A 26,816-nucleotide genomic window follows, 5' to 3' on the forward strand; every position below is an offset into this window, starting at 1 on the left:
CTACCATGGCCCAGCAGCGTATCCTCATCATCCTGTTGAATTTCCGCACTCCGGAAATGACCCTGCAATCCGCCGAGGCGGCGCTGCAGGAGCTGGAGGATTTGCCGGGGGAGCTGCTGATCATCGACAACGGCTCCGGCGACGGCTCCTATGAGCATATCCGGGCAGCGGCAGAAACCCGCGGCTGGCTGGACAGCAACCGGGTCCGGGTGATCGCCTCGCCGGTGAACGGCGGCTTTGGGGCCGGCATGAACATCGGCCTCAGCACCGGCTTGGCGGACGGCAGCGCGCCGGAGTTCTACTATCTCCTGAATTCGGACGCTTTTGTGCAAGGCAGCACCATCCGCACCCTGCGCAACTTCCTGCTGCAGCATCCGGGCGCCGGGCTGGCGGGCTCCTATGTGCGCGGCACCGACGGGACCCCGCACCGCACCGCCTTCCGCTTCCCCTCCATTGCGGGGGAGTTTGAGGCCAGCGTGCGCACCGGCATCTTCACCCGGCTGCTGAAACCCTGGGTGGTCGCCATGGAGATGCCGCAGGCAGAGGTTCAGGTCGACTGGACCGCGGGCGCCAGCCTGATGATCCGCCGTGAGGCCGTCGAAGCCGTGGGCGGCTTTGACGAGACCTTCTTTCTCTACTTCGAGGAAACCGACCTCTGCCGCCGCGCTGCCCGCGCGGGATGGCGCACCCATTATGTGCCGGCCAGCGAGGTGGCGCATATCGGCTCCGCCTCCACCGGCATGAAGGGCTGGCAGCGCACGCCCGGCTACTGGTTTGACTCGCGTCTGCACTACTTCGTCAAGAACCATGGCCGCGCCTATGCCGCCGCAGCCACATTGGCCCGCATCAGCGGCAGCGTGATCTATAGCCTGCGCCGCCTGATCCAGAACAAGCCGCAGGCTGATCCGCCGTATTTCCTGCGCGATCTCTGCCTGCACAGCCTGCGCGCGCTGTTTGCGCCGCGCCGCACAACACTTACGGAAACGCGCCTCCCTTCTCCGCTTGCAAAGGAGCAGAAATGACCGCATTCACCTGTGCCCTGATCGGCAATGAATCCCTTCTGATCGGCTGCGCCGATGCGCTGCTGGCGCGCGGCCACCTGATCCGGGCGGTGGTGTCCCAGGATGCGGACATTCGCACCTGGGCCGCAGGCAAGGACTTGGAACTGCTGGACACTCCTGCAGACCTCAGTGGCGGCTTTGACTGGCTGCTGTCGATTGCCAACCTGGCGGTGATCCCGGATGCGGTGCTGGCGCAGGCGGCCAAGGGCGCGGTCAACTTTCACGACGGGCCGCTGCCCCACTACGCGGGCCTCAACACCCCGAACTGGGCGCTGATCAACGGCGAGGCGCAGCACGGCATCACCTGGCACCTGATCGAAGGCGGCGTGGATGAGGGCGACATTCTGGCCCAGCGGCTGTTCGATGTGGCCGAGGATGAGACCGCCTTCAGCCTCAATTCCAAATGCTATGCCGCCGCAATGGACAGCTTTGGAGAGGTAGTTACCCAGCTGGAAACCGGTGAACTGAAGCGCCAGAAACAGGACCTGAGCCAGCGCCGCCTGTTCAGGAAGTCGGACCGCCCGGCGGCAGGCGGGATGCTGGACTTCACCCGCCCCGCTGCGGAACTGGCGCGGCTGGTGCGGGCGCTGGACACCGGCGGCTACTGGAACCCGCTGTGCGCAGCCAAGCTGCGTCTTGGCGGGACCGTGGTGCTGGCCGGTGCTGCGGATGTTGCGGAGGGCAACGGCGCGCCGGGCACCGTGCTGGAGATCGGTAAAGCCAGCGTAAAAGTCGCGACCGGCAGCGGTGCCCTTACACTGTCCCGCCTGACCACATTCGCGGGCCAGCCGCTGGACGTTTCAAAACTGGCCGCAGCCGGAGACGAGGTTCCCTCCCTGACCGCAGCAGAGGCCGAGGCACTCACCGCCCGTCTCGCTGCGGTCCAGGGTGGTGAAAGCCACTGGCGCCAGCGGCTCGCCGCGATGCAGCCGGTGCAGGTCCCGCTGACATCGGATACTGGCGGCAGCGGTTTCAACCGCTTGGACATCGCCCTGCCCGCCGGTCTCAGCGAGGAACAGGCCGCAGCTGCTGCCCTCGCCTTTGCCCTGCTCAGCAGCGGCGCGGAAACCGGCGATGTGGCGCTGGCGGTAGAGGGGATGGAGGGCCTGCCCGGCCTGATTTCCGGCTGGGTGCCGTTGCAGGCGCGCCAGCAGGACCGCGTTGCAGACCTCGTTGAACGCAGCGCGCAAGAGATTGCCAAGGCCCGCAAAACCGGCGGCTTTGCCGAAGACATTGTGGCCCGCGCGCCGGAGATTTCGGCGCAGGCTATGCCCGGTTTCGGTCTTATGCTGGGGTCCGATGCAGCGATTGAGGGTTGCGCTGCTACAGCCTCCCTGACCAATGACACCATGGTGCTGCACTGCGACGCAGCCGCTCTGACACCAGACTCCGCTGCTCTGCTCGCCGCGCGGCTGGAGCTGGTGCTGACTGCCATCGCAGAAGACGGCAGCTGCAACGTGGCAGAGCTGCCAATCCTGCCCGAAGCCGAGCGCAAACTGCTGCTGGAGGACTGGAACCAGACCGCCACGGACTACCCTGCGGACCTGACCATCCACGCCGCGTTCGAGGCCCAGGCTGCAAAGACCCCGAAGGCCACCGCGCTGGTTTTCGAGGACCAGAGCTTCACTTACGCTGAGGTCAACGCCCGCGCCAATGCAGTAGCGGGGCGCTTGCGTGAAATGAACGTAAAACCGGGCGTGCATGTCGGCATCCACATCCGCCGCGCGCCGGATCTGGTGTTTGCAGCGCTTGGGGTGATGAAGGCCGGCGGCGCCTATGTGCCGCTGGATCCCGCCTACCCCGCCGACCGCATCGCGCATTACATCATCGACAGCCAGGCGCAGGTGATCGTGACCCAAGGCGCACTGGCCGCCAGCCTGCCGGCCTCAGACGCGCAGGTGCTGAAAATAGAGGACGTCCCTGCGTGGACAGAAGGTGAAAACATTGATGGCGGTGCCACCGGCAGCGATCTGGCTTATCTGATCTATACCTCCGGCTCCACCGGCCTGCCCAAGGGGGTGATGGTCACTCACGACAATGTCGCGAACTTCTTTATCGGCATGGATCAGCGCATCCCGCACCAGCCCGGCGATGCCTGGCTGGCAGTGACCAGCCTCAGCTTCGACATCTCGGTGCTGGAGCTGTTCTGGACCCTCTCGCGCGGGTTCAAGCTGGTTTTGTCCAGCGATGAAAGCAGACTGGAGCTGTCCAAGGGGCCGGTGGCGCTCAGCGACCGGAAGATGGATTTCAACCTGTTCTACTGGGGCAATGACGACGGGCCGGGGCCGCAGAAATACCACCTGCTGCTGGAAGGCGCCAAATTCGCTGACCAGCACGGCTTCAACGCGGTCTGGACGCCGGAACGCCACTTTCATGCCTTTGGCGGGCCTTACCCGAACCCGTCCGTCACCGGCGCCGCTGTCGCCGCGGTGACGCAAAACATCGGGGTGCGCTCCGGCTCCTGCGTGGCGCCGCTGCACCATCCGGCGCGGATTGCCGAGGAGTGGGCAGTAATTGACAACCTGACCGCGGGGCGCGCCGGCATCGGCTTTGCCTCCGGCTGGCAGCCGGATGACTTCATCCTGCGGCCAGAAAATACCCCGCCCGCCAACAAGCCCGCGCTGTTTGAAACCATTGAGACCGTGCGCAAGCTGTGGCGCGGCGAGGAAGTGGGTTTTCCCCGCAGGGACGGCGGGGAGCACAGCGTCCTCACCCAGCCCCGCCCGGTGTCCAAGGAGCTGCCGGTGTGGGTCACCACCGCGGGCAACCCGGAAACCTGGCGCGAGGCCGGGTCGATCGGGGCCAACGTGCTGACCCACCTGCTGGGCCAGAGCATCGACGAGGTCGCGGGCAAGATCCGCATCTACCACGACGCCCTGCGCGAGGCCGGCCATGACCCCGCGGATTTCAAGGTCACGCTGATGCTGCACAGCTACCTGGCGCAGACCCGCGAAGAAGCCCGCAAGGTGGCGCGGGAACCGATGAAGGACTACCTGCGCTCTGCCGCAGGGCTGATCAAGCAATACGCCTGGGCCTTCCCCGCCTTCAAGAAACCCGAAGGGGTGAAGAACCCGTTTGAAATGGACCTCGGCATGCTGTCAGAGGAGGAATTGGAAGCCATCCTCAACTTTGCCTTTGAGCGCTATTTCGAGGACTCCGGGTTGTTTGGCACCATTCAGGACGCCTGCCAGCGGGTGGAGCAGCTGAAGCGGATCGGCGTCGATGAAATCGCCTGCCTGATCGACTATGGCATCGCGCCGGATGTGGTGCTGGAGGGGCTGAAACCGCTGGCAGAGGTTCTGCGCCTGTCGAACGCGCCGCAGGAACTGGCGGCGGATAACTTCTCGCTGGCGGCGCAGATTGTGCGCCATGGCGTCAGCCACATGCAATGCACGCCCTCGATGGCGCGGATGATTGCCGCGGACGGGGATGCCAGCGCCTGCCTGGGCCAGCTGCAGCATCTGCTGGTGGGCGGCGAGGCGCTGCCGGGGGATCTGGTGCAGGCCTTGCAGGACACCACAAACGCGAAGCTGCACAACATGTACGGGCCGACCGAGACGACGATCTGGTCGACGGTGGAGAAAATCAGCGCCGTCCCTGCGGGGACAGCCGGCATTGGCACGCCAATTGCCAATACGCAGGTCTATGTGCTGGATGAAAAACAGGCGCCTGTCCCCGCGGGGACTCCAGGCGAGTTGTATATTGGTGGCGCGGGTGTCACGGCGGGCTATTGGCAGCGGGAGGAGCTGACCTCTGAACGCTTCGTAAAGGCACCGTTCGCTGCAACACCCCTTTACCGCACCGGCGATCTGGTGCGCTGGAGCAGCGCGGGCAGTCTCGCCTTCCTGGGCCGCACCGATCACCAGGTGAAAATCCGCGGCCAGCGGATCGAGCTGGGCGAGATCGAGGCCGCACTGGTGGCGCAAGCCGGTGTGACGGGCGCCGTTGTGGTGCCGCTTGGCGAAGCTGGCGCAGAGCAGCTGGTTGCCTATATCACCGCCTCCGCACCTGTGTCCGGAGAGGCCCTGAAACAGGCGCTGGCGGCGCGGCTGGCTGAGGTCATGGTGCCGGCGCATATCGTCACCCTGGACGCCTTCCCGCTGACACCGAACAAGAAAATCGACCGCAAGGCGCTGCCGGACCCGCAGCCCGCGCAGGCCAATGCCGCCCCGGCAGTTGCGCTGGACGCAGGCGCGCAGGCCCGTATCGCCACGGTCTGGAGCCGCATTCTGGGGGTCAGCGGCATCGGGGCGCAGGACAATTTCTTTGCCCTGGGCGGCCATTCCCTGCTGGCGGTGCAGGCGCACAGGGAATTGCGCGAGGAACTGGGCACCGCGAAACTGTCAATCACCGACATTTTCCGCTTCCCGACCCTGGCAGGACTCGCTGCCCACATCGAAGGGCTTGCAGGTACCCCGGCAAATACGGAACAACAGCCTGAGGCAGCCGCAGCCCCAGACCGCAGCGACATGATGTCGAAACGGCGGGCGATGCGGGCAAACCGCAGGGCAAGAACCGGATGACAGACAGCAACAGCAAACTGGCAGAGCGGCTGGCCCTGGTCCGGCCGCTTTTTGCCGCCGATGTGGCATTGGCCGGGGCGGACCCGCTGGGCACGCCGCCCGCGCCGCTGGCGGAGGAAGCTGCAGGGCTGTCACCCAACGCGGTGGAGAAACGGCGCAACGAGTTTGCCGCAGGACGGTCCGCTGTGCATCAGGCGATGCGGCAGCTGGACGTGCCCCCTGCCCCAGTACAGGTCGGCAGCGACCGGGCGCCGGTCTGGCCCTCGGGGCTGGTCGGCTCCATCACCCATACCAAGAGCTGCGCGATGGCGGTGCTGGCGCGGGCCGGCGCGGTGCAGGCATTGGGGATCGACGTGGAGGAGGACACGCCGCTGAAGGACGAGCTGCTGCCCGCCATCTGCTCTGACCGGGAGCAGGCCTGGCTGAAGCGGCAGGACAATCCGGGGCAGATGGCCAAGGTGATCTTTTCCGCCAAGGAGGCGGCCTATAAGGCGCAGTACGGCTTGAGCCGGGCATTTTACGGCTTTGACGGGATGGAGCTGGAGTTTGATCTGGGTGCAAGCACCTATCAGGCGTTTTTCACTGCCGACCGGCCGCCTTTCAAGCGCGGTGAGGCGGTCGGCGGGCGGTTTGCCATTGGTGCGGGGCTGATCATGACCACGGCAGAAATCCGGGGGCGCGGATGATGGGGCGGCGCGGGCTTCTGGCCGCAGGCGCCGCCGCGGCCACGCTGGGGCTGATGGCGTTTGCCACCCGCAGCCGGTCTGTGCCGGTGCCGCCGCCGCTGGACCCGCCGCTGGGGCCGCTAACGGTGTTTCACCTCGGCCATTCGCTGGTCGGGCCGGACATGCCGCATATGCTGGCGCAGCTGGCACCGGAGGGCCACGGATACAACAGCCAGCTGGGATCGGGCACCTCGCTGAGGGGGCATTGGGAGCCAGACGAGGCGATCCTTGATTTTGAGACTGCCAACAAGGCGCCAGCCTACCGCGATGCGAAAGAGGCAATTGGGTCCGGTAATTACGACGCCGTGGTGCTGACCGAGATGGTCGAGCTGCGCGATGCGCTAAAGTATTTCGACGCTGCCAAGTATCTGGGGAAATGGGCTGATCTGGCGCGCGGGGCCTCGCCGGAGACGCGTCTCTACTTGTATGAAACCTGGCACCGGCTGGATGACCCGGATGGCTGGCTGGAGCGGATTGAGGGAGACCTTGAGGCCCTGTGGACGCGGCAACTGCTGGGTGCCGACAGCCGCCGCACTCCGCAGCAGCCGGTCTATCTGATCCCCGGCGGGCAGGTGCTGGCCGCAGTGGCACGAGCGGCGGAGGCCGGGGAAATCCCGGGACTGGCTTCACGTGAATCGCTGTTTGCCCGCACGCCTGAGGGCGATCTGGACACAATCCACATCAATGATCTGGGGGCATATGTGATCGCCCTGACCCATTATGCGGTTCTGTATCAGCGTTCACCGGAAGGTCTGCCGCACCAGCTGACCCGAGCGGACGGTTCCCCGGCGCAGGTATTCCGCCCTGAGGCGGCCGCCAAGGTGCAGGCTATCGTCTGGGACACCGTGCGCGCCCTGCCCCGCACAGGGATTGCTGCCGCGGGAGCGCCAGAATGAAGCTGGAGGCGCTGATCACCTCGGTTGTGATGATCGGCCATTCGCTGTTCGGGCCGGACAATCCGCAGATGCTGGAGCAGCTGCTGGACACGCAGGCAGAAGCCCGGGTGGAAGCGCAGATCATCAATGGCGCGCCGCTTAGCTATAACTGGCAGCACAGCGGCAGCGCCGAGGGTGTTGATTCACGTGAAAGGCTGAAGGCACCCGCGGATGCGGTGATCGTGACTGAGGCGATCCCGCTGGCCAATCACCTGAAATGGAGCGGCACGGAACAGGCGGTCACGCAGTTTTATGAGCTGGTGCGCACGGCCAATCCGGAGGTGCAATTCTACCTGCAGGAAACCTGGCACAGCCTGGACAGCGGCACCGGTGCCGATGTGCCTTTTGACGATGGGGCGGATGTACCGTGGAGGGTGCGGCTGGACCAGGATCTGCCGCGCTGGCAGGCGGTGGTGGAGGACGTGAACGCCGCCACCGGCGGCACCGTGAAACTGCTGCCAGCCGGCCAGGCAATGGCGCGGCTGGATGATGCGATCCGGGCCGGCACGATGCCGGGGCTCTCTAGCATCCGCGACGTCTTTGCCGATGACATCCACCCCAATGCCACCGGTTTTTATTTTATGGCACTGCTGCAATATGCGGTGCTGACCGGGGAAGATCCCGCGGGGCTGCCGCATCAGCTGAAGGACCGCTGGGGCAAGCCCTACCGTGCCCCCTCACCCGAACTGGCGGCACGGCTGCAGCAGATCGCCTGGGCCGCCGCCCAGGGGGACGGTGTGCGCACTGCGGCTTTGCCCGCAGATCCCGCGCCGCTGCCGCAGGACCCGCCTGAACCCGTGCTCAATGCCGCAGTGCTGGAAGATACGGTGGCGCCGGCAAGAACAGCCTCCCGTCAGCCCATTGCCGTCAACCTCGCGGGCATCGCGGACTGGAGCACCCAGGCCCCCTTCCTCGACCATTTCAAAACCGCGCGGCCCTGGATCGGCCATCTGCCCAGGCGCTGGGGCGGCGCGGATCATGGTGATCTGCTGGCGGCGGGCTATCTTGATCCGGCGGGCTGGCCCACCGCAATCCCGCCGGAGCTGAGCTCTATCGGGACGGTGATCCTGACCGATATGCCAGAGGAAGCGGTGTCGCTGGCCGGCCGCTATGTGCTGCGGTTCGAGGGGGAAGGCATCGTCGAGGTTTTGGGGCGGGCGGAAAACGTGCGCTATGGCAAAGGTGAGGTGCGGTTCGACTTTACTCCCGGCCCCGGCCCGGTGGAGATCCGCATCCAGCGGATGGGCCGCGACGGCGGCTATGTCCGCAATATCACCGTGGTGAAGGAAGAGCATCTGGAGGCGTTTGACCGCGGTGCGGTGTTCAACCCGCTGTGGCTGGACCATCTGGATGGATTCGCCGCGCTGCGGTTCATGGACTGGATGGCCACCAATGACTCACAGCAAACGGGATGGGAGGACAGGCCTTTGCGCTCGGACTACACCTGGGCGCAGAAAGGGGTGCCGGTGGAAGTGATGCTGGAACTGGCTAATACGCTGGGCGCCGATCCTTGGTTCAGCATGCCGCATATGGCAGATGACACTTATGTCCGGCAGTTCGCGCAGCTGGTGGAGCGCGGGCTGGACGAGGACCTGCGTGCCTATGTGGAGTATTCCAACGAGGTCTGGAACTGGCAGTTCCAGCAAGCCGCATGGGCCGATGCGCAGGCAAAGACGCGCTGGGGCGGCGACGGGCTGTGGATGCAGTTCTATGGCGGACGTGCAGCGGAGGTGGCGCAAATCTGGACCGGGGCGTTTGGCGAAGACAGCCCGCGGCTGGTGCGGGTGATCTCTTCTCAGGCCGGCTGGCTGGGGCTGGAGGAGCAGGTGCTGGCTGCACCGCTGTGGAAGGCAGAGCAGGCCGGGCGCCGGGCACCAGCCGCATATTTTGATGCCTATGCGGTGACTGGCTATTTCGGCGGCGTGCTGGGGCTGAAGGAACGCGCCGCGCAGGTGCGGGCTTGGATCGCCGGCAGCCGGGAACAGGCGCAGGCGGTTGCCGCCGGGCGCGGGCTGAGCGGTGCGGCCGCGGAGGAGTTCACGGAACAGCACCGGTATGATGCCGCAAGCGCCCAGGCCGGCGCTGAGCTGCGCGACGGGCTGATTTCGGGCGACCCAGCCGACACGCTGACCGACCTGCTGGGCCGGGTGCTGCCGTATCACGCAGAAGTTGCGCAACAGCACGGGCTGGAGCTGATCATGTACGAGGGCGGCAGCCATGTGGTGGGCATCGGCCCGATGGTCGAGGATGCGGCGCTGACCTCATTCTTCACCCATTTCAACTACACTCCCGAGATGGGCGCGCTCTATCAGGAGCTGCTGGCGGGCTGGCAGGCGCTTGGCGGCAGCTTGTTCACCGCCTATTCCGATGTCGGGGCGCCAGGAAAATGGGGCAGCTGGGGCGCATTGCGGACATTGAGCGACCAGAACCCGCGCTGGGATGCGTTGGAGGCCGTAAAATGAGCCTGCGGGTTTCTGTGCTGATCCCGGCCCACAACGAGGCAGACTATATCAAAGGCTGCCTGCAGGCGGTCTTTGCATCCGGCCCGTTGCCTGGTGCAATGACAGCAGAGGTGCTGGTGCTGGCCAATGGCTGCACCGATGAAACCGCAACGTTGGCCCGTGCTGCCACGCCCCCGGAGGGCTGGCATTTGCGGGTGCTTGAACTGCCCGAGGGCGGCAAGCTGGGGGCGCTGAATGCGGGTGATGCTGCGGCACGCGGGGATATCCTGATCTACCTGGATGCCGATGTGCTGGTTTCGCCCGGCCTGCTTCCTCAAATCGCCGTGGCATTGGACTTGGAGGCGCCGCGCTATGCCAGTGGCTGCCCCCAAGTCTCCCCTGCACGTAGCCCGGTGACACGGGCCTATGCGCGGCTGTGGATGCAGCTGCCGTTCTTTTCCAGCGGAGTGCCGGGGTTCGGTATCTTTGCCATGAACCGGGCCGGACGGCAGCGCTGGGGGAACTGGCCGGATATCATTGCCGATGACATCTTTGCCCGGCTGAAATTTGCGCCCGGCGAGCGGGTGCAGGTTCCGGCAAGTTACAGCTGGCCGATGGTCGAGGGGTTCCGCAACTTGGTGAAAGTGCGGCGGCGGCAGAATGCCGGCGTGTCGGAAGTGGCGGCGAAATTTCCTCAGCTGACGCGCAACGAGGACACCGTGAAGGCCAGTGCGGGTACTGCGCTGCAACTTCTGTTGCGGGATCCGTTGGGCTTTCTGGCCTACGGCGCAGTTGCCCTGGCCGTAAAGACACCGCTGTTCGCCTCCCGAACCCGCTGGACCCGCGGCCGCTAAACGCTGATTTGCCGGGGCGCTCCCGCGCCCGCAGGAAGGCTGGCTGTGCCAGACCACCCTTCGCGGCCTTGGGCCAGGCTCAGCGGGAGCGGTGCATCTTCAGATGCGCAGGCGGCGGGCGGGAGGTGCCGCTTATTGTTTGATTGCCTCGCGGAAATGCGCGGTCAGCTTTGCGGCTTCGATTGCACTGGCGTGGCGCTCCAACACCCGAATGCGCCCCGCCTGCCCCATGGCGGCCAGCTGCTCCTCGGGGGTTTCCGCCAGATCCAGTACTGCTTGAGCCAGTTCAGTCTCGTCCCCCGCAGGCACCAGCCAGCCGGTCTGCCCCGGCACCACCAGTTCCGGCGTGCCGGCGATATAGGTCGCAATTACCGGGCGGGCGGCGGCCATTGCCTCCATCACCACCATCGGCAGGCCTTCGGCAAAGGAGGGCATCACCAGCGCATGGGCGCGGGCCAGTTCCGCCCGCACGCCGTCCTCTGCCAGCCAACCGGTGAGGGTGATATTACGCTGCAGCCCAAGGTCGGCAAATGCCGCCTCCAGTTCCGGACGCATTTCACCATCGCCGATCAGCGCCAGATGCACATCCGGGATATGCTCCACCAGCTGCGCCATGGCGCGGACCAGCACCATTTGGCCTTTCTGTTCCACAAACCGCCCGATAGCCGCCAGCCGCAGCGGCCCTTGCGGCAGCGGTGCCGGGTCCGCGAAGTGTTTCGCTTCGATGCCGCAATGCACCACCTTCAGGCTGTCCCATTTGCCAAAAGGCGCCCATCGGCTCAGCTGGCTCTTGCCGAAACTGCTAACCGCCACGGTGAAGGCGGCGCGGCTTATCTTTTCGCCCAGTGACAGCGCATGCGGGGCATCGAATTCCTCCGGACCGTGAACAGTGAAACTGTAGCCGGGGCCGCCCAGAACATGAGCCAGCATCGCCACCGCCGCGGAATTGGTGCCGAAATGGGCGTGCATGTGCTGCACGCCTTCTGCCTGACAGCGCTGTTTCACATGGGCCGCTTCACCCAGATAGACCAGATGCCGCAAGACGCCCTTGTCCGAAGCACGCGCCAGTTTGAAAGCCAGCCTCAGCGCCTTTGTAAAATGGAGCGGGCCTGCCAAAGCCTCTCGCGTCAAGGCGGCCAGAAGACCGGCCGCGCCAGCCTTCAGCACATACTCTGTGCGAGCGGCCTCTGCCTGATCGCCCGGATCGGCCAGCGTTGTTTCGGAAGGGCGCATCGCCAGGCGCAGGACCTCCAAGCCCTGATGTTCCAGCGCATGCAGTTCACGGCGGATGAAGCTGTGCGAGGGCTGCGGATAAGTGTTCAGAACATAGGCGATTTTCAACGCAGCGGGTTCCCTGCAAGTGCATGTATCCGCGGCAGGTTAGCGCCGGTTTGGCAGCTTGCCCAGCACCCGCTGCCGCTTGTCCCGCGGGCGTGGAGAATGCGGCACAGGCAGCAGGATTGTCGCTGCGTTTCAGCCGCTTGCACGGTTCCCGGCCTCCGCAGCCCCCGCAAGATTGACGCCCCTTCCCTGCCCGCCTAGCCTGCACCGCAAGAGTTTTGGGGATTTGCGCCGGAATGCAGCGGGTTGCTTCGCTTTTTGCCGGTCAGGGGATGATGGCGCGGGTGCTGCGCTCGGCCTCCTGGCTAATGATCGGATACGGCGGCAGCCAGGCCTTGCGGCTGGCCTCCAACCTGATCCTGACGCGCATCCTGTTCCCCGAGGCCTTTGGCCTGATGGCGCTGGTCACGGTGGTGACGGTGGGACTGTCGCTGTTTTCCGACGTGGGTATCGGGCCGTCGATTGCCCAGAACAAACGGGGTGACGATCCGGCGTTTCTTGATACGGCCTGGACCATTCAGGTGATCCGGGGGTTCGGGTTGTGGGCGCTGACGGCTCTGCTGGCTTGGCCTGCGGCCGTGTTCTATGGCACTCCGGAGCTGCTGATCTACCTGCCCATCGCGGGAGCGGGGCTGGCGGTTGCCGGCTTCAACCCGACCCGGATCGAGACCGCACACCGGCATCTGCTGGCGGGGCGGGTCACGGTGCTGGAACTGGCGGGCCAGGTGATTGGGCTGGCGGCGATGGTCGGGCTGGCGCTGGCTACGCAATCGGTGATCGCGCTGGTGCTGGGCGGGGTCATTCAGGCCGCAGCCAAGCTGGCGCTGTGCCACTACGGCCTGCCGGGGGCGGCCAACCGCTTCCGCTGGGAGAAGGCCGCAGCGCGGGAATTGATCCATTTCGGCAAGTGGATTTTCCTGTCCACCGCGTTCTGGTTTCTGACCTCGCAAGGGGACCGGGCGATCCTGGGGAAATTTGTCAGCTTGGAAGTGCTGGGTGTCTACAACATCGGCTATTTCCTGGCGAGTTTTCCGATGCTGCTGGGCCATGCAGTGAACCAGCGGCTGATGATCCCTGTGTATCGCGACAAGCCCGCACAGGCGGCGCCGGAGAATCTGCGGCGGCAGCGGCAGCTGCGCGGCGGGCTGACCGGTGGTATCCTCGGGTTGCTTCTGGTGATGGCTTGGGCCGGGCCCTGGCTGGTTCAACTGCTGTATGATGACCGTTACATGCAAGCCGGGCCGATGATGGTGCTGATCGCGCTGGCACTGGCGCCTGCGGTGATCACCATGACCTATGACCAGGCGGCGCTGGCGGCGGGCGACAGCCGCGGGTTCTTTGTATTCTCCGCCGCGCGGGCCTGCCTGCAGACAGTCATGTTTCTGGGCGGGGTTGCCTGGTTCGGGCTGGCAGGCGGCATTACGGCGCTGGGTCTGGCAATGTTGGGGGCTTACCCGGTGCTGGTGCGGCTGGCGCGCAGGCATCACGTCTGGGATCCCCTGCATGATACTGGCTATGCGCTGCTGACACTGGCCGCTGGCGGGGCGGCGCTGCATTGGCATTGGGCAGAGGTAACTGCAATGGCGGGGGCGCTGGGAACACCCTGATCTCAATAACCAGGGAAAACTGACCCATCGGCCAGCTAACGGTTGCTGATTTCAGACAAAATTTCCTACGCCTTGCGCCGGAACCGCCCGCGGCGCGGCGGGCGCGTGTCCATTTCAGGGATGGACACCACCGGTACCAGGCCGGTCTCCCGCTCCATTTGTACGGCGGTGCGCAGCACCGGATGGCGCAGTTCCTGCAAGAAAGCAGCCAGCAGGGCAAGAATCGCACTGACCGCCGCGCCCATAAGCGCCTTCGTTTTACGGGCACCGGTCACCGGGTAGTCCGGCAGAGGTGCCGGCTCAATCACCGTCAGCCGTTCTGCCTGACGGCTGGTCTCCAGCCGGAACCCAACCTCAGCCTCGTTGCGGCGGGCCGTCATTTGCGCCAGCTCCCCCTGCAGCTGCGCCAGCCGCCGGTCATAGGCGCCCAGCTGGCGCTCCACCTCCGGGGTGGTCTGCAATGACGCCTCAAGCCCGGCCTTGCGCTGGGTCAGCAGTGCCTCCTGGGCGTCCAGCGTGGCCAGCTGCTGCTCGGCCTCTTCCTGCATGCGCCGCGCAGTGGCAGGGCGTTCGGTAGTCTGGGCCTGATCAGCAGCGCGGCGGATCTCGATCCGCTCGCGGGCGATTTCCAGGAGACCCTCGTTCATCGCGGCGATTTCGGCCCGGCGGAATTCAATTGTGCCAGGCAAGGTCACATCATTTGCGTTGCGAAAGGCGGCGATCTCATCCTCCAGCGCCGCGACCTGATCCGCAAGGGCCGCTTCCTTTTCTGCAAAGAAGCTGAGCGTTTCGCGGGCCTGGTCGATGCGGGTGGCGATGCTGAGTTCTATGGTGCGGCGCCCGAATTCGCTGGCGACCTGCTGGGCCTGCTCAGCCGTGGGCATCCGGGCGGTAATGGTCAGTACCGAAATAGTGCCGTCGTCGGCAAAACCTTCGCGAGCGGCTGCAACGCCCGTAATCTGCACGGAAGTCCGCAGCTGCACGACCTTTTGCAGATCGGTCAAGGCGTTCTGGTCAGCGTAAATGCCATATTTTTCGATGATTTCCAGCAGGGTGCCGCGGGCCATCAGACGCTGTTCGATCAGCTGCATACGGCGGGCAGAGGAGCCTTCGACGGTGGATTTGGCCAGCTCGCCGGCAATCTGCGGCTGAGTGATCTGAAGCACCTCGGCGGTTTCATATTCATGCTGTTGACTGGCGGCGAACCACAGTGACACCAGGCAGCCGAGGACAAAAACGCAGGCGATCATGAACAGCCTGCGCTGCACCATGTCCAGAAAATCACCCAGAGAATAAATCGGCCCCATCTGTCTGCTCTCATGCTGCCGGGGTGCCCGGTGTGTTCAAATGCCAGCCGGCCTCATACGGACCGCCGCCCGGTTTTACACCATAGCAAACAGGCGAAACTATGGCGTTTGCGTCTTCAGTGCAGGGGGCAGTCGGATTTGCGCGCCCGGTTCAGCACCACGCCCAAAAGCTGAGTATGTCCCACTAGCATTTTCTCGCAGGCGGCCAGCTGCGCGGTGGTTGTGCTGGTGCCGTCGGAGATCAGCAGCACCCCGTCGACCTGCGGCAGGACGGCGGCAGTGTCGTCATGCTCCAGCACCGGCGGCAGATCAAACAGCGCGGTATCGGCACCGCTGCGAAGCATCAGTTCGTCCAAAGCGGCGCTGCAACTGCGGCTGTGCAGGATTTCGGCGGCGTTCTGATCCGCCGCGCTGTTCAGGCCAACCGCCAGCGACGGCAGCGGGCGCAGCAAGTGGTCTTCCATTGGGGCAGCGCCGGACAAAAACGCGTTCATATCCGCCTGAACCGGTATCCCCATGGCTTGTGCCACCCCAGGGCGGCGGAAATTCATGTCAAGCAGCACGGTCCGGCTGCCCGGCACCCTTGCCAGGCTAAGCGCCAGGTTGACCGCCGAGAACGTGGTGCCGCAGCCCCCGGCAGGGGCCGTCACCGCCACCCGCTTCCAGCCGCGGGCCTTCAGAGTGTGCAGCAGCCGAGTGCGCAACAGGTCAAAGGACTTGGACGCGGGCGCAGTGCGGAAGCGGCTAACCAGAGGCAGGCAACGCGACCCGTCTGCCCCTGCATCAAACGGGACTTGGCGGATCCGGTCCCAAGGCTCCGGCAGGGTGGCGGGCAACTGGGCGGCAACAGATGAGGCGGGGGCAGATAAGGGACGTTCCGCCGCGGCAGCGGAGGGTGTGGCATCCGCCGGCGCGCGGCGGCGGAACCGCTTGAAACCTTGCTCGGTCATGACGTCCTCGTCGTCCTTCTGTGTCTTCTGCTGGCCGCGCACCGGGCTGGCGGTGACGGCTCCTGATGACGCAAAATGCTTCACAACCTTGCTCCCTGCAATGGCTGGCTGATCTGCTGCATGCGCCTGACGGCCCGGACAACAGATCAAACTGGCCTTAATATCCCGTGCCTTTCAGCACGACACCGACGGTCCGCCAGATCAGCGACAGATCCCCGGCAAATGACAGCCCGCGCTTGTAGCCGGCATCCGCCTGCGCGCGGCTGGCGAAGCTGCCCTCATTGCGAACCGACACTTGCCAAGCGCCGGTAATGCCCGGCCGCAAGGCAAAATAGGCCCGCGCATCGCCATATAACGGCAGCTGCTCCGGCATCATCGGCCGCGGTCCGACCAGGCTCATGTCCCCCTTGGCCACGTTCCAAAGCTGCGGCAGCTCATCCAGCGAGGTGGCGCGCAGAAACCGCCCGACCCGGGTGATCCGCGGATCGTTCTTCAGCTTTTGAGTTTCCTCCCATTCCCGGCGCAGAGCCGGGTCAGTGTCCAGGTAGTGCTGCAGCAGCTGGTCAGCATCCCGCACCATCGTGCGCAGTTTCAGAATGCGGAACACCTGACCACCGCGGCCCAGCCGTGCCTGAGTGTAGAAGGGGCGGCCGCCCTCCAGCGCCAGCGCAGCAGCGCAAAGAGCGATCAGCGGAAGAACCACAGGCAGGCTCAGCAGCACCAGCAGCACGTCCAGCCCGCGTTTACCGCCGCCGGCGTATGCTCCGCCGCCAGCGCCCTTTACGGCTTGCCGAGCCGGTGAAAGGCCGCTCAGCGAGGCATTCATGTTTGCTGCCTTCAAATGCATAGAATTGAACAGGGGAACGGCCGTTGCAGACCGTCCGCCTTCCGCATCAACGTGCACTAAAGACAGCCCCGCCCCTCCGGGAACCATGTCTTTCATTCCACACCCCTCGATCCAGCCAGTCGCCTGGCCGGGCCGCCGCTGAATGCGGCGGTCATTCAAAACTCACATTGACAGTCCGCAAGCCAATGGCCGCGGAATGCCGCTACTGATTTTCCGGTTCAAAACCGGGCACGCCCCCACGCGCCCGCGCCATTTTTTTAATGCCGCCCAATTCCCAGGCGGCGGTGCGTTGCAGCACTCCGCCCTAATTAGGACAAATTTAGGCAATTGCGCGCAAAATTTTCATTTTCCTGCAAAACGACCTCAAACTGCGCCTTGCACAGGAAGAATCAGGAAACAATGGAAGAAGACTGATTAGAATTGTTTCCGCAAGAGTTCGAACGTTTCCCGGAATCAATGTTCCGCTGCTTTCGGGAATTTTCCGGGCCGCGAAGCCGCGGGAAAATGTCCCTTGCCACCCTCAACTTATTCGGAACCGAGCGGAGTAAACCCATCCGCCAGAGACGGTACCAACTGCACAGCAGACTGAAAATCGGGGCCAACAGAAAGCACTCGCCTGCTGATAGCCTATTGCCGGTGGATATTGCAATTCCCCGGGAATGGGGAGGAGCGATTGAATGATCAATACCGCAATTGCCCTATTGAACAGCAACAGTGCGGAGCATGAATATTGCAGAAAGTCCCAGTATTCCTGCATCTCCTCGCTGTGAACCGGCAGGCCGCACACTTGCCGGAAACCGGAAACACAGCCATAAGCCTCAGCAAAGCGATGGCAGAAGGGGCGTAGCCATGATGCAATCTCCCAGCAGCGGCGCCAGCTGGCTGGCCGCCAACCTGGACGGAACCGCACTGACCGCCTGGACCATGACCGGCAGCACTGCAGGCCCGGCACAGCGGCTGCACCTGCCCGGCAACGGCCCGGATAAACTTGCTGCAGGTTTACGGCAGCTGCTGGCAGGCGGGGCACTGCCGGTAGTGCTGGGTGGCAGCACCCTGGTGCCTGTGCAGACGGTGCCCGCCGTTCCTGCAGACCTGCCTTTGACGGCAGCCCCGCTGGAAGAGCTGAACGTTCATGCCCTGCCAGGGCTGAGCCAGTCTGCGCCGTGCGGACTGATACAGGGTGCCGCAGCCCGGCTGAGCGGCTTCTTGCAGCTGAACCCGGACTGGGACGGCGTGGTCTGCCTGCCGGACACCGGTGTGACCCATTGGGTGCAGGTCAGTGCCAGAGAAGCAGTCAGCTTTCAAAGCGCGCTTACCGGGCAGCTGGCGGCTGCGGTTGCGCAGCCAATGGCGCTGGAAGCCGCAGGCAGCTGCAGCAAGGCAGCGCTTGCTGAGGCGGCAGCCGACGGCATTGCCAACCCGGAACTGCTGGCAGCGCGGCTGGCGTCTTTGCAGGCGGACGCCGCGCTGGGGCAGTTGCAGGCGGACACAGCGCGGGGACGGCTCTGGGGGCTCCTATTGGGGGCGGAGCTGGCTGCTGCCCGCCCCTACTGGCTGGGCCAGAACCTGGCGCTGCTGGCTGAAGCGCCGCTGCAGCCGCTTTATGCCGCGGCGCTGGAGGCCCAAGGGCTGCCGGTCACCGTGGCAGACCCGCTGCGCATGACGCTGGAAGGGCTGACCCGGGCCTGGGCCGCGAACTGATCGCGGCACCGGCTTGCGGCATGGGCGTACTTCGGGGCTTCCAGAACCCGCAGCGCCAAAACTTCAGCGGCCGGTCCTGAAGCGCGCACCCTTGCCGGGCGGGGTTTCCGGCGGTCCGGCAAAGCACTGTGCGATGCGCATCCAGTTTTCCGCTGCTGCACCAACGGCCTGCAGCCGGGTATCCTGGATATTGCGCACTTGAGTGACAACTTGTGCAAACTCCACCGCAGAGCCATTGATATAGTTCGCGTCCTGCGGGGCATTCCATTCCCAGAGCGCTCCCGAAGGCCCGGTCAGCTGGACAAAGGGCGCTGGCTCCGGCACGTCCAGCCCGCGGTTGCGGAAACTCCAGCCATATGTGGCTACCCCCAGATGCGCAATGTTGCGGATGCGGTCCTGCTCCTGCCGCTCATGCCCCAAGAGGTCGAACACTTCCTGCCCGTGCGCCCAGGTCTCCATCTGCCGTGCTGTGATAGAGCTGAGCGCACTCATGTCCGGCCCGATCCATTTCAGCCGCGCCTTGGGATCTGCCGCAGCGAATGCATCGGCGCAGCGCTCCGCCCCTTCACGCCAGGCCGCAAGCAACGCCCGGCCGCTGAGGCCGTCCAGCCAGGGAAACTGGCATTCGAGGATGGTACGCCCAGCTTGCATGTCCTGCAGGACCGGCGCGATGAAGGAGGTAAAGGCGCCCTCCCCTTTCAGCGAGGCCTCTGCCGCAGCGTTGAACAGGTGCAGATGCCCCAGCACATGATCAATGGTCCAGTCTTTGAATTGAGTTGCGCGGTGAAACTCCGCCTCCGGCAGTTCCTCAAGGATGGCTGCCAGGGTGCGGCTTTCGGCGCGGAAATCTTCAGCCTGCTGCATAGTTCTCCCCTAATGCTCCGCCTGGCAGGATAGCCGGGCCGGGCGCAGGCCGGAAACAGAGACCAAGCGTCACAAAATAAGCCGCCGGGGCGGCCGCCTCAGGGTAGCGGAGCGGTCTTGAACAGACGGATTTTCAGCCCGCCGTGGGCCACAGTCGCGCCGAACGGCAGGAACGGCAGGTTGGTCGCCTTGGCGAGGCTGGATTCCGAGGTGACAATGCCCACCCGCCAGCCGGAGAACCGCTCCGTCAGCACCTGCCCCAACGCGCCGTAAAGGGCATAGAGCAGTTTCTTGTTGCCGATCCGGGCGCCATAGGGCGGGTTGACGATGACTAGGCCCGGCGGGCCATCCGGGCGCTGCAGGTCGCTGACCGCGGCCTGTGCAAATCGGGTGCAATCGTCCACGCCCGCCCTGTCCGCGTTGGCAGCGGCCATCTCCACGGCACCCGCGTTGCGGTCCGAGCCGTGGAACAGGATGTCCGTTTCGCGCGCCTCGCCCTGCTGCTTCAGCTCTGCCCAGGCGTCTGCATCGAAGGTTGCCAGCTGCTCAAAGGCAAAGTTGCGGCTGCGGCCGGGCAGCAGGCCCTTGGCGATCTCTGCCGCCTCGATCACGAAGGTGCCGGAGCCGCACATCGGATCGACCACAGGCTCGCTGCCGTTAAAACCGCATTCGCGCAGGAACAGGGAAGCGAGATTTTCCCGCATCGGCGCCTTGCCAACAGCGGATTTGTGGCCACGCTTGTGCAGACCCTCGCCCGAGGTATCGACGCTGAAGACACAGAGGTTGTCCTCAATGCGCAGCTTGACCGTCAGCTCTGCGTCCTTGGTGACGGGGGCGCCGAGGGTCTCGGCAATTGCCTTTTCCACCCTCTGGGCAGCGGCGCCGGCGTGGTAGATCTTGGATTTCTTGTTGGTGGACACCTCCACCTTCACCGGCACATCCGGACGCAGCACGTCACTCCAGGGGAACTTGCGCGACCGTTTGTCGAGCTGGGCCAGATGGAAGGCGCGGAATTCGCCGATCCGCGCCAGCACCCGCGCAGCGCCGCGCAAGCACAGGTTTGCGCGCCAGACCTCGCGCCAATCGCCCTGCACCGTGACCCCGCCCGGGACAGCCTTGGGCGCGGCAAAACCCAGCTCCTTGGCCTCAGCCAGCAGCGCCTGTTCCAGTCCCGGCGGTGCGGTCAGGAAGATCTCGAATGTGCTTTCTTGCGTCATGCTGCCCTCCTTAGACGCAAAGCAGATCCGCGGCGACTGTTTTTTCCGGTCGCGCCATGAGAGAAACTGCCGTTGCGTTACAACCGTAGATGCCGCGCTGCGGCATAGCGTCGACGCTCAACAGAGGAAACAATTTCCAAATGAATTCAATACAATAAGCATTACTAAAAAATTAGTTTGACAATGCAATCCAACCTATGAAAGCTCTATGCCAGTCAGGTGCAGGCAACGCGCAGCTGGCCTCAAGAGACTTTCAGGGAGGAAGAGATGCGAAAGTATCTTCTCTCCGCAGCAGCCGTTTGTGCGGTGGTTGCGGGATCAATTGGCTATGCCGACGAAATGGCGGCCAAAAAATGGATTGATGAAGAATTCCAGCCGTCGGCTTTGACCAAGGATGAACAGCTGTCAGAGATGCAGTGGTTCATCAAGGCCGCGGAACCTTACAAAGGCATGGAGATCAACGTGCTGTCGGAAGGCATTCCGACGCATAGCTATGAATCCGAAGTGCTGACCAAAGCGTTTGAGGAAATCACCGGCATCAAGGTGAACCACCAGATCCTGGGTGAAGGCGAGGTCGTCCAGGCCGTGCAGACCCAGATGCAGACCAAGCGGAACCTCTATGACGGCTACGTCAATGACTCCGACCTGATCGGCACCCACTCGCGACTGCAGCTGGCGTACAACCTGACCGACATGATGGCAGGCGAGTTCAAGGACGTGACCAACCCCGGCCTCGACCTGGATGACTTCATGGGCACCCAGTTCACCACCGGCCCGGACGGGGATCTGTACCAGCTGCCCGACCAGCAGTTCGCGAACCTCTACTGGTTCCGCAAGGACTGGTTCGACCGCGAAGACCTGCAGGCCGCGTTCAAGGAAAAATACGGCTATGACCTGGGCGTCCCGGTCAACTGGTCCGCATATGAGGACATCGCCGAGTTCTTCAGCGAGCAGGTCAAGGAAATCGACGGCACCGCGATCTATGGCCACATGGATTACGGTAAGCGCGCGCCGGACCTTGGCTGGCGGATGACCGATGCCTGGCTGTCGATGGCCGGTGCCGGTTCGAAGGGTGAGCCGAACGGCGTGCCGATCGACGAATGGGGCATCCGCATGGAAGAAGGCTCCTGCAACCCGGCTGGTGCCAGCGTGACCCGCGGCGGCGCCGCCAACGGCCCGGCAGCGGTCTATGCGATCCGCAAGTGGGACGAATGGCTGCGCAAATACGCGCCTCCGGGTGCCGCGTCCTATGACTTCTACCAGTCGCTGCCGGCACTGGCACAGGGCAACGTGGCACAGCAGATCTTCTGGTACACCGCCTTCACCGCCGACATGGTGAAGCCGCAGTCCGAAGGCAACAACACGGTCGACGGCGACGGCAACCCGCTGTGGCGGATGGCGCCCAGCCCGCACGGCCCCTACTGGGAAGAAGGCCAGAAGGTCGGCTATCAGGACGTGGGCTCCTGGACCTTCCTCAAGTCCACCCCGCTGGACCGTGCCCAGGCGGCCTGGCTTTATGCCCAGTTCGTGGTGTCCAAGACCGTGGACGTGAAGAAATCGCACGTTGGTCTGACCTTCATCCGCGACTCTTCCGTGAACCACGAGAGCTTCACCGAGCGCGCACCCAAGCTGGGCGGCCTGGTCGAGTTCTACCGCTCGCCTGACCGTGTGGCATGGTCGCCGACCGGCATCAACGTGCCGGATTACCCGAAGCTGGCCCAGATCTGGTGGCAGCAGATCGGTGACGTGAACTCCGGCGCCTTCACGCCGCAGGAAGCGATGGACCGTCTGGCCGAGGAAATGGACATCACCATGGGCCGTATGCAGCGTGCAGACGAGCAGGCGAATGTCTATGGCGGCTGCGGCCCGCGTCTGAACGAAGAGAAAGACGCGGAATGGTGGTACGCCAATGGCGGCGCCAAAGCCCCGCTGGAAAACGAGAAGCCGCAGGGCCAGACCGTCAACTATGACGAGCTGGTGGCCCGCTGGGCAACCAACTAAGGCCTCCTCCCGGCCCGGCCAGCGATCCCCATCATCTGGCCGGGCTGTATCAGGCCCCGGAAGACCCTTTCCCGTCATCCGGGGCCATCTTCCCCAAGATCAGAGCGCGCCCCTGCCCCGCGCGCAAACAGGCCGCCTGCCAGAAAGTCAAAGCAAGATGGCACTCGAACTCAAGGGTGTGACCAAGCGCGTCGGCGCCATTCAGCACATCAAGGAAACCTCCCTGCTGCTGGAGCCCGGTCACTTTAACGTCCTCCTCGGCGCCACCGGCTCCGGAAAGACCTCACTCATTAAACTGATGGCGGGCCTCGACCCGATGGCCAGCGGCCAGGTGCTGATGGATGGCGAGGATGTCAGCCGTCTCAGCACCCAGAAACGCAACATCAGCCTGGTGCATCAGTTCTTCATTAACTACCCGCATATGACTGTGTATGAGAACATCGCCTCGCCGCTGAAAGTGGCTGGGATGGCGAAGTCGGAAATCGAAGGCCGCGTCGAAGAGGCTGCGGAAATCCTGCAGCTGAAACCGATGCTGCACCGCCGCCCGCACGAGCTGTCCGGCGGTCAGCAGCAGCGCTGCGCCCTGGCCCGTGCAATCGCCAAGGAAAGCCGCGCGGTGTTCCTGGATGAGCCGCTGGCCAACCTCGACTACAAACTGCGCGAGGAGCTGCGCGACCAGCTGCCCGAACTGTTTGCAGGCCGCGGCGCGGTGGTGGTCTATGCGACCTCGGAACCGGAAGAGGCGCTGCTTCTGGGCGGCAAGACCGCGCTAATGCGCGACGGCCGCGTGACCCAGTTCGGCCCCACCGCAGAGATCTATCGCAACCCCGGCAATGTCGATGCGGCGCGGGTGTTCTCCGATCCGCCGATCAACACCGCCGAGATCACCAAGCAGGGCAGCATGGCCCGCTTGGGCGCCGGCGTCACCTGGGAGCTGGCTGGCGACGCAGCCGGTCTGGCCGATGGCACCTATACCATCGCGATCCGCCCGCACCATGTGTTGCCGCAGCCCCGCAACGGCGCTGATGTGCAGCTGTCAGGCCAGGTGCAGGTGACAGAACTCTCCGGCTCTGAAAGCTCTGCCCATTTCGACATGGGCTCCGGCAGCTGGGTCTCGCTGGCCCACGGCGTCCACCCCTACCAGGTGGGTGAGCTGCACGACTTCTACATGGACCCCGCGCAGGCATATTTCTTTGCCCCCGACGGCAGCCGCGCGGCGTGAGGCATCAATGGCTAAAATAACACTCTCCAAACTGCGCCACAGCTATCTATCAACGCCGAAGTCCGACTCGGATTACGCGCTGAAGGAAATCGACCTCGACTGGACCGACGGCGGCGCCTATGCGCTGCTCGGCCCCTCGGGCTGCGGCAAATCCACCCTTCTCAATATCATCTCGGGTCTGCTGGTGCCCTCCGAGGGCCAGATCCTGTTCGACGGCAAGGACGTGACCGCCCTGCCCCCGGACCAGCGCAACATCGCCCAGGTGTTCCAGTTCCCGGTGATCTACGACACCATGACGGTGTACGACAACCTGGCGTTCCCGCTGCGCAACCGCGGCCGGGACGAGGCCACGGTGCACCAGCGGGTGATGGCGATTGCCGAGATGCTGGAAGTCACCGAAATGCTGGAGCAGAAGGCGGCGGGCCTCAGCCCCGACAACAAGCAGAAAATCTCCATGGGCCGCGGCCTGGTGCGCGAGGACGTCAACGTGGTGATGTTCGACGAACCGCTCACTGTGATCGACCCGCACCTGAAGTGGAAGCTGCGCTCCAAGCTGAAGGAGCTGCACCAGCGGGTGAAGGCGACGATGATCTACGTCACCCACGACCAGACCGAGGCGCTGACATTCGCCGATCAGGTGGTGGTGATGCAGCTGGGCGAGGTGGTGCAGATCGGCACGCCGGTGGAGCTGTTCGAGCGCCCCGCGCATACGTTTGTCGGCCATTTCATCGGCTCGCCCGGGATGAACATCCTGCCCTGCGAAGTGCAGCACGGTGCGGCCGTGTTTGCCGGTCAGCAGATTGCGCTGGAAGGCCCCGTACAGGGCGCCGCAAACGGCCGGACCGAGATCGGCATCCGCCCGGAGTTCGTGTCGCTGGCAGGCGACGGCTTGCCTGCCACGGTCACCAAGGTCTCTGACATCGGCCGCCACACGGTGGTGGAATGCGAGGCCGGCGGCTGCCGCATCAACGCCGTGACCGAAGGCGCCGCGCCGCAAAAGGGCAGCGCTGTGCATCTGGCCTTCCGCCAGGACATGACCCGGCTTTATGTGGACGGCTGGCTTGCCACCGCCCCGGCCAATGCCACCGGTGAACAAGGAGCAGCCTGATGAAAACCGAAAACCAGAAAGCCTGGTTCTTTGTCCTGCCAGTGCTGGCGCTGGTCGCCTTCAACGCGCTCATTCCGATGATGACGGTGGTCAACTACTCAGTGCAGGAGACTTTTGGCGACAACGTGTTCTTCTGGCAGGGCCTGGACTGGTTCCAGCAGATCCTGCGCTCTGACCGCTTCCACGCGGCGCTTGGCCGCCAGTTCCTGTTCACTTTCCTGATCCTGATCATCGAGGTGCCGCTGGGCATCGCCATTGCACTGTCGATGCCGCGCAAGGGGTTCTGGGTGCCGGTCTGCCTGGTGCTGATGGCGCTGCCGATGCTGATCCCGTGGAACGTCGTCGGCGCGATGTGGAACATCTTCACCCTGCCCGACATTGGCCTCTTGGGCTATTTCCTGAACCATGTGCTGGGCATCTCCTATGACATGACGCAGGATCCGGTTGCAGCATGGGTGACCATCGTCACCATGGACGTCTGGCACTGGACCTCGCTGGTGGTGCTGCTGAGTTATGCCGGCCTGGTGTCGATCCCCGACGCCTATTACCAGGCGGCCAAGATCGACGGCGCCTCCAACTGGGCGGTGTTCCGGTTCATCCAGCTACCCAAGATGAAAACAGTGCTGACCATCGCCATCCTCCTGCGTTTCATGGACAGCTTCAACATCTACACCGAGCCGTTTGTGCTGACAGGCGGCGGTCCCGGAAACTCCACCACGCTCTTGTCGATCGACCTGGTGAAAATCGCGCTTGGCCAGTTCGACCTCGGCCCCGCCGCTGCCATGTCGCTCATCTATTTCGCAATCACGCTCCTGGTCTCCTGGCTGTTCTACACGCTGATGACCAAGGACGATCTGAACTAAGGGAGGGATCCAGATGCAGAAACGATCCATCGTCCCCATCGTCTATATCCTGTTCCTGATGCTGCCGATCTATTGGCTGGTGGCGATGAGCTTCAAGACGACCAATGAAATCCTGTCGGGCTTCTCGCTGTTCCCGCAGACTTTCACGCTGGACAATTACGCAACCATCTTCACCGATCCCAGCTGGTACTGGGGCTATATCAACTCAATCGCCTACGTGTCGATCAACACGGTGATCTCCATCGCGGTGGCGCTGCCGGCGGCCTATGCCTTCAGCCGCTACCGGTTCCTGGGCGACAAGCAGCTGTTCTTCTGGCTGCTGACCAACCGGATGGCGCCTGCCGCGGTGTTCGCGCTGCCGTTCTTCCAGCTCTATTCCGCGGTGGAGCTGTTCGACACCCATCTGGCGGTGGCGCTGGCGCACTGCCTGTTCAATATCCCGCTGGCGGTGTGGATCCTGGAGGGCTTCATGGGCGGCGTGCCCAAGGAGCTGGACGAAACCGCATTTGTCGACGGTTATTCCTTCCCGCGCTTCTTCGCGACGATCTTTATCCCGTCGATCAAGGCAGGCGTGGGTGTGGCGGCCTTCTTCTGCTTCATGTTCTCCTGGGTGGAGCTGCTGCTGGCCAAGACCCTGACCGCCGTTGCCGCCAAGCCGATTGCCGCCACCATGACCAAGACCGCCTCCAGCGCGGGTTATGAACTGGGGCTGCTGGCAGCTGCGGGAACTCTGACAATCATTCCGGGCGCCATCGTGATCTGGTTTGTCCGCAACTACATCGCGAAGGGTTTCGCGATGGGGAGGGTGTAATGCTTTCATGGATGGCCTGGACCTGGCCCACTGCCCTGTTGTTCATCGGCATTTTCAGCGCCATCGGCGTGCTGATCATCGCCGAAATCCGCCACCCCGGCGGCGCGGCCCGCAAAGGCGTGCTCGGCCTCACCACGACCCGCGGCGACCGGCTGTTCATCAGCCTATTGGGCACCTCCTACATCTTCCTGGCCTGGCTGGGACTGGTGGGGATGCCCTTGTGGTGGCCGCTGGGGCTGTCGGTTGCCTGGGGCATCTTCTGCTTCTGGAAGGTTTGACCCGCGACCTCAAACAAAGTCGGGACAGGCCTTGAAGGCAAACCCGTCCTTCAAGGCCGTCTCAGCCAAGACCCCGAACGGATGCGCCAGGCACCATCGCGAATACTGGCCATCACCCTGCAACCTGCTGAGAAGACTCGCGCGGCAGCGCACATTGTGA

General features: G+C 64.2%; 20 protein-coding genes. 14 read left to right on the forward strand and 6 right to left on the reverse strand.

Annotated features, from left to right (window positions below; genetic code table 11):
- Positions 1-5 precede the first annotated feature (5 nt).
- Genes GC1_RS15410 through GC1_RS15435 form a run of 6 tightly spaced genes read left to right on the forward strand, consistent with a single transcriptional unit; the run spans position 6 to position 10,539 of the window.
- Positions 6-1,022, forward strand: coding sequence for a glycosyltransferase family 2 protein (locus tag GC1_RS15410; RefSeq protein ID WP_019298144.1), 1,017 nt, complete (start codon positions 6-8; stop codon positions 1,020-1,022).
- Positions 1,019-5,584, forward strand: coding sequence for a MupA/Atu3671 family FMN-dependent luciferase-like monooxygenase (locus GC1_RS15415; protein WP_019298145.1), 4,566 nt, complete (start codon positions 1,019-1,021; stop codon positions 5,582-5,584). The genes GC1_RS15410 and GC1_RS15415 overlap by 4 nt, the downstream gene beginning before the upstream one ends.
- A complete protein-coding gene (locus GC1_RS15420) occupies positions 5,581-6,270 on the forward strand; it encodes a 4'-phosphopantetheinyl transferase family protein (RefSeq protein WP_019298146.1) in 690 nt (229 codons plus the stop codon). Before GC1_RS15415 ends, GC1_RS15420 begins: the two co-directional genes overlap by 4 nt.
- The gene (locus GC1_RS15425) at positions 6,267-7,205 is read left to right on the forward strand and encodes a hypothetical protein (protein ID WP_029205025.1); all 939 of its coding nucleotides are present in this window, start codon (positions 6,267-6,269) and stop codon (positions 7,203-7,205) included. Before GC1_RS15420 ends, GC1_RS15425 begins: the two co-directional genes overlap by 4 nt.
- On the forward strand, positions 7,202-9,706 hold the full coding sequence (locus tag GC1_RS15430) for a hypothetical protein (protein WP_019298148.1): 2,505 nt from the start codon (positions 7,202-7,204) through the stop codon (positions 9,704-9,706). Before GC1_RS15425 ends, GC1_RS15430 begins: the two co-directional genes overlap by 4 nt.
- Positions 9,703-10,539: a glycosyltransferase family 2 protein gene (locus GC1_RS15435; protein ID WP_019298149.1), complete on the forward strand. Its 837-nt coding sequence runs from the start codon at positions 9,703-9,705 to the stop codon at positions 10,537-10,539. The genes GC1_RS15430 and GC1_RS15435 overlap by 4 nt, the downstream gene beginning before the upstream one ends.
- Before the next feature lie 132 nt (positions 10,540-10,671).
- On the opposite strand, the gene GC1_RS15440 is transcribed toward GC1_RS15435, so the two are convergent.
- The gene (locus tag GC1_RS15440) at positions 10,672-11,880 is read right to left on the reverse strand and encodes a glycosyltransferase (RefSeq protein ID WP_019298150.1); all 1,209 of its coding nucleotides are present in this window, start codon (positions 11,878-11,880) and stop codon (positions 10,672-10,674) included.
- A gap of 236 nt (positions 11,881-12,116) precedes the next feature.
- Between GC1_RS15440 and GC1_RS15445 the strand changes: the two genes are divergently transcribed.
- Positions 12,117-13,487, forward strand: a complete 1,371-nt coding sequence (locus tag GC1_RS15445) for an oligosaccharide flippase family protein (RefSeq protein ID WP_019298151.1) — start codon at positions 12,117-12,119, stop codon at positions 13,485-13,487.
- A 65-nt stretch (positions 13,488-13,552) separates the two neighbouring features.
- Here the strand turns inward: GC1_RS15445 and GC1_RS15450 are convergent, their stop codons facing one another.
- The 3 genes from GC1_RS15450 to GC1_RS15460 form a co-directional block, all read right to left on the reverse strand.
- The gene (locus tag GC1_RS15450; RefSeq protein ID WP_019298152.1) at positions 13,553-14,794 is read right to left on the reverse strand and encodes a chain-length determining protein; all 1,242 of its coding nucleotides are present in this window, start codon (positions 14,792-14,794) and stop codon (positions 13,553-13,555) included.
- Between the two features lie 116 nt (positions 14,795-14,910).
- Positions 14,911-15,828, reverse strand: a complete 918-nt coding sequence (locus tag GC1_RS15455) for a CpsD/CapB family tyrosine-protein kinase (protein ID WP_019298153.1) — start codon at positions 15,826-15,828, stop codon at positions 14,911-14,913.
- 73 nt (positions 15,829-15,901) lie between these two features.
- Complete coding sequence (locus tag GC1_RS15460) at positions 15,902-16,570, reverse strand: sugar transferase (RefSeq protein WP_237754606.1); 669 nt, start codon at positions 16,568-16,570, stop codon at positions 15,902-15,904.
- An 870-nt stretch (positions 16,571-17,440) separates the two neighbouring features.
- On the opposite strand from GC1_RS15460, the gene GC1_RS15465 reads away from it, so the two are divergent.
- On the forward strand, positions 17,441-18,292 hold the full coding sequence (locus GC1_RS15465; protein WP_019298156.1) for a 2-dehydro-3-deoxygalactonokinase: 852 nt from the start codon (positions 17,441-17,443) through the stop codon (positions 18,290-18,292).
- A 63-nt stretch (positions 18,293-18,355) separates the two neighbouring features.
- On the opposite strand, the gene GC1_RS15470 is transcribed toward GC1_RS15465, so the two are convergent.
- Both GC1_RS15470 and GC1_RS15475 read right to left on the reverse strand, forming a co-directional pair.
- Positions 18,356-19,156, reverse strand: a complete 801-nt coding sequence (locus tag GC1_RS15470; RefSeq protein ID WP_019298157.1) for a TIGR03084 family metal-binding protein — start codon at positions 19,154-19,156, stop codon at positions 18,356-18,358.
- A gap of 98 nt (positions 19,157-19,254) precedes the next feature.
- Entirely contained in the window at positions 19,255-20,373 is a 1,119-nt protein-coding gene (locus tag GC1_RS15475; RefSeq protein ID WP_019298158.1) for a THUMP domain-containing class I SAM-dependent RNA methyltransferase, read from the reverse strand.
- Between the two features lie 267 nt (positions 20,374-20,640).
- On the opposite strand from GC1_RS15475, the gene GC1_RS15480 reads away from it, so the two are divergent.
- From GC1_RS15480 to GC1_RS15505, 6 genes are all read left to right on the forward strand, one after another.
- Positions 20,641-22,374 carry an ABC transporter substrate-binding protein gene (locus GC1_RS15480; RefSeq protein ID WP_019298159.1) on the forward strand — a complete coding sequence of 578 codons (1,734 nt, stop codon included), beginning with the start codon at positions 20,641-20,643 and terminating at the stop codon, positions 22,372-22,374.
- Positions 22,375-22,531: 157 nt separating this feature from the next.
- Positions 22,532-23,596 (forward strand): ABC transporter ATP-binding protein, encoded by a 1,065-nt coding sequence (locus GC1_RS15485; protein ID WP_029205027.1) that lies wholly within the window; start codon positions 22,532-22,534, stop codon positions 23,594-23,596.
- Positions 23,597-23,603: 7 nt separating this feature from the next.
- Entirely contained in the window at positions 23,604-24,704 is a 1,101-nt protein-coding gene (locus GC1_RS15490) for an ABC transporter ATP-binding protein (RefSeq protein WP_019298161.1), read from the forward strand.
- Positions 24,704-25,567: a carbohydrate ABC transporter permease gene (locus GC1_RS15495; RefSeq protein ID WP_019298162.1), complete on the forward strand. Its 864-nt coding sequence runs from the start codon at positions 24,704-24,706 to the stop codon at positions 25,565-25,567. The genes GC1_RS15490 and GC1_RS15495 overlap by 1 nt, the downstream gene beginning before the upstream one ends.
- A 13-nt stretch (positions 25,568-25,580) precedes the next feature.
- Positions 25,581-26,378: a carbohydrate ABC transporter permease gene (locus tag GC1_RS15500; protein WP_019298163.1), complete on the forward strand. Its 798-nt coding sequence runs from the start codon at positions 25,581-25,583 to the stop codon at positions 26,376-26,378.
- On the forward strand, positions 26,378-26,656 hold the full coding sequence (locus GC1_RS15505; RefSeq protein ID WP_019298164.1) for a DUF2160 domain-containing protein: 279 nt from the start codon (positions 26,378-26,380) through the stop codon (positions 26,654-26,656). Before GC1_RS15500 ends, GC1_RS15505 begins: the two co-directional genes overlap by 1 nt.
- Positions 26,657-26,816: the final 160 nt, after the last annotated feature.

This window comes from Leisingera sp. ANG1, assembly GCF_000203975.2.
GTDB lineage: Bacteria > Pseudomonadota > Alphaproteobacteria > Rhodobacterales > Rhodobacteraceae > Leisingera.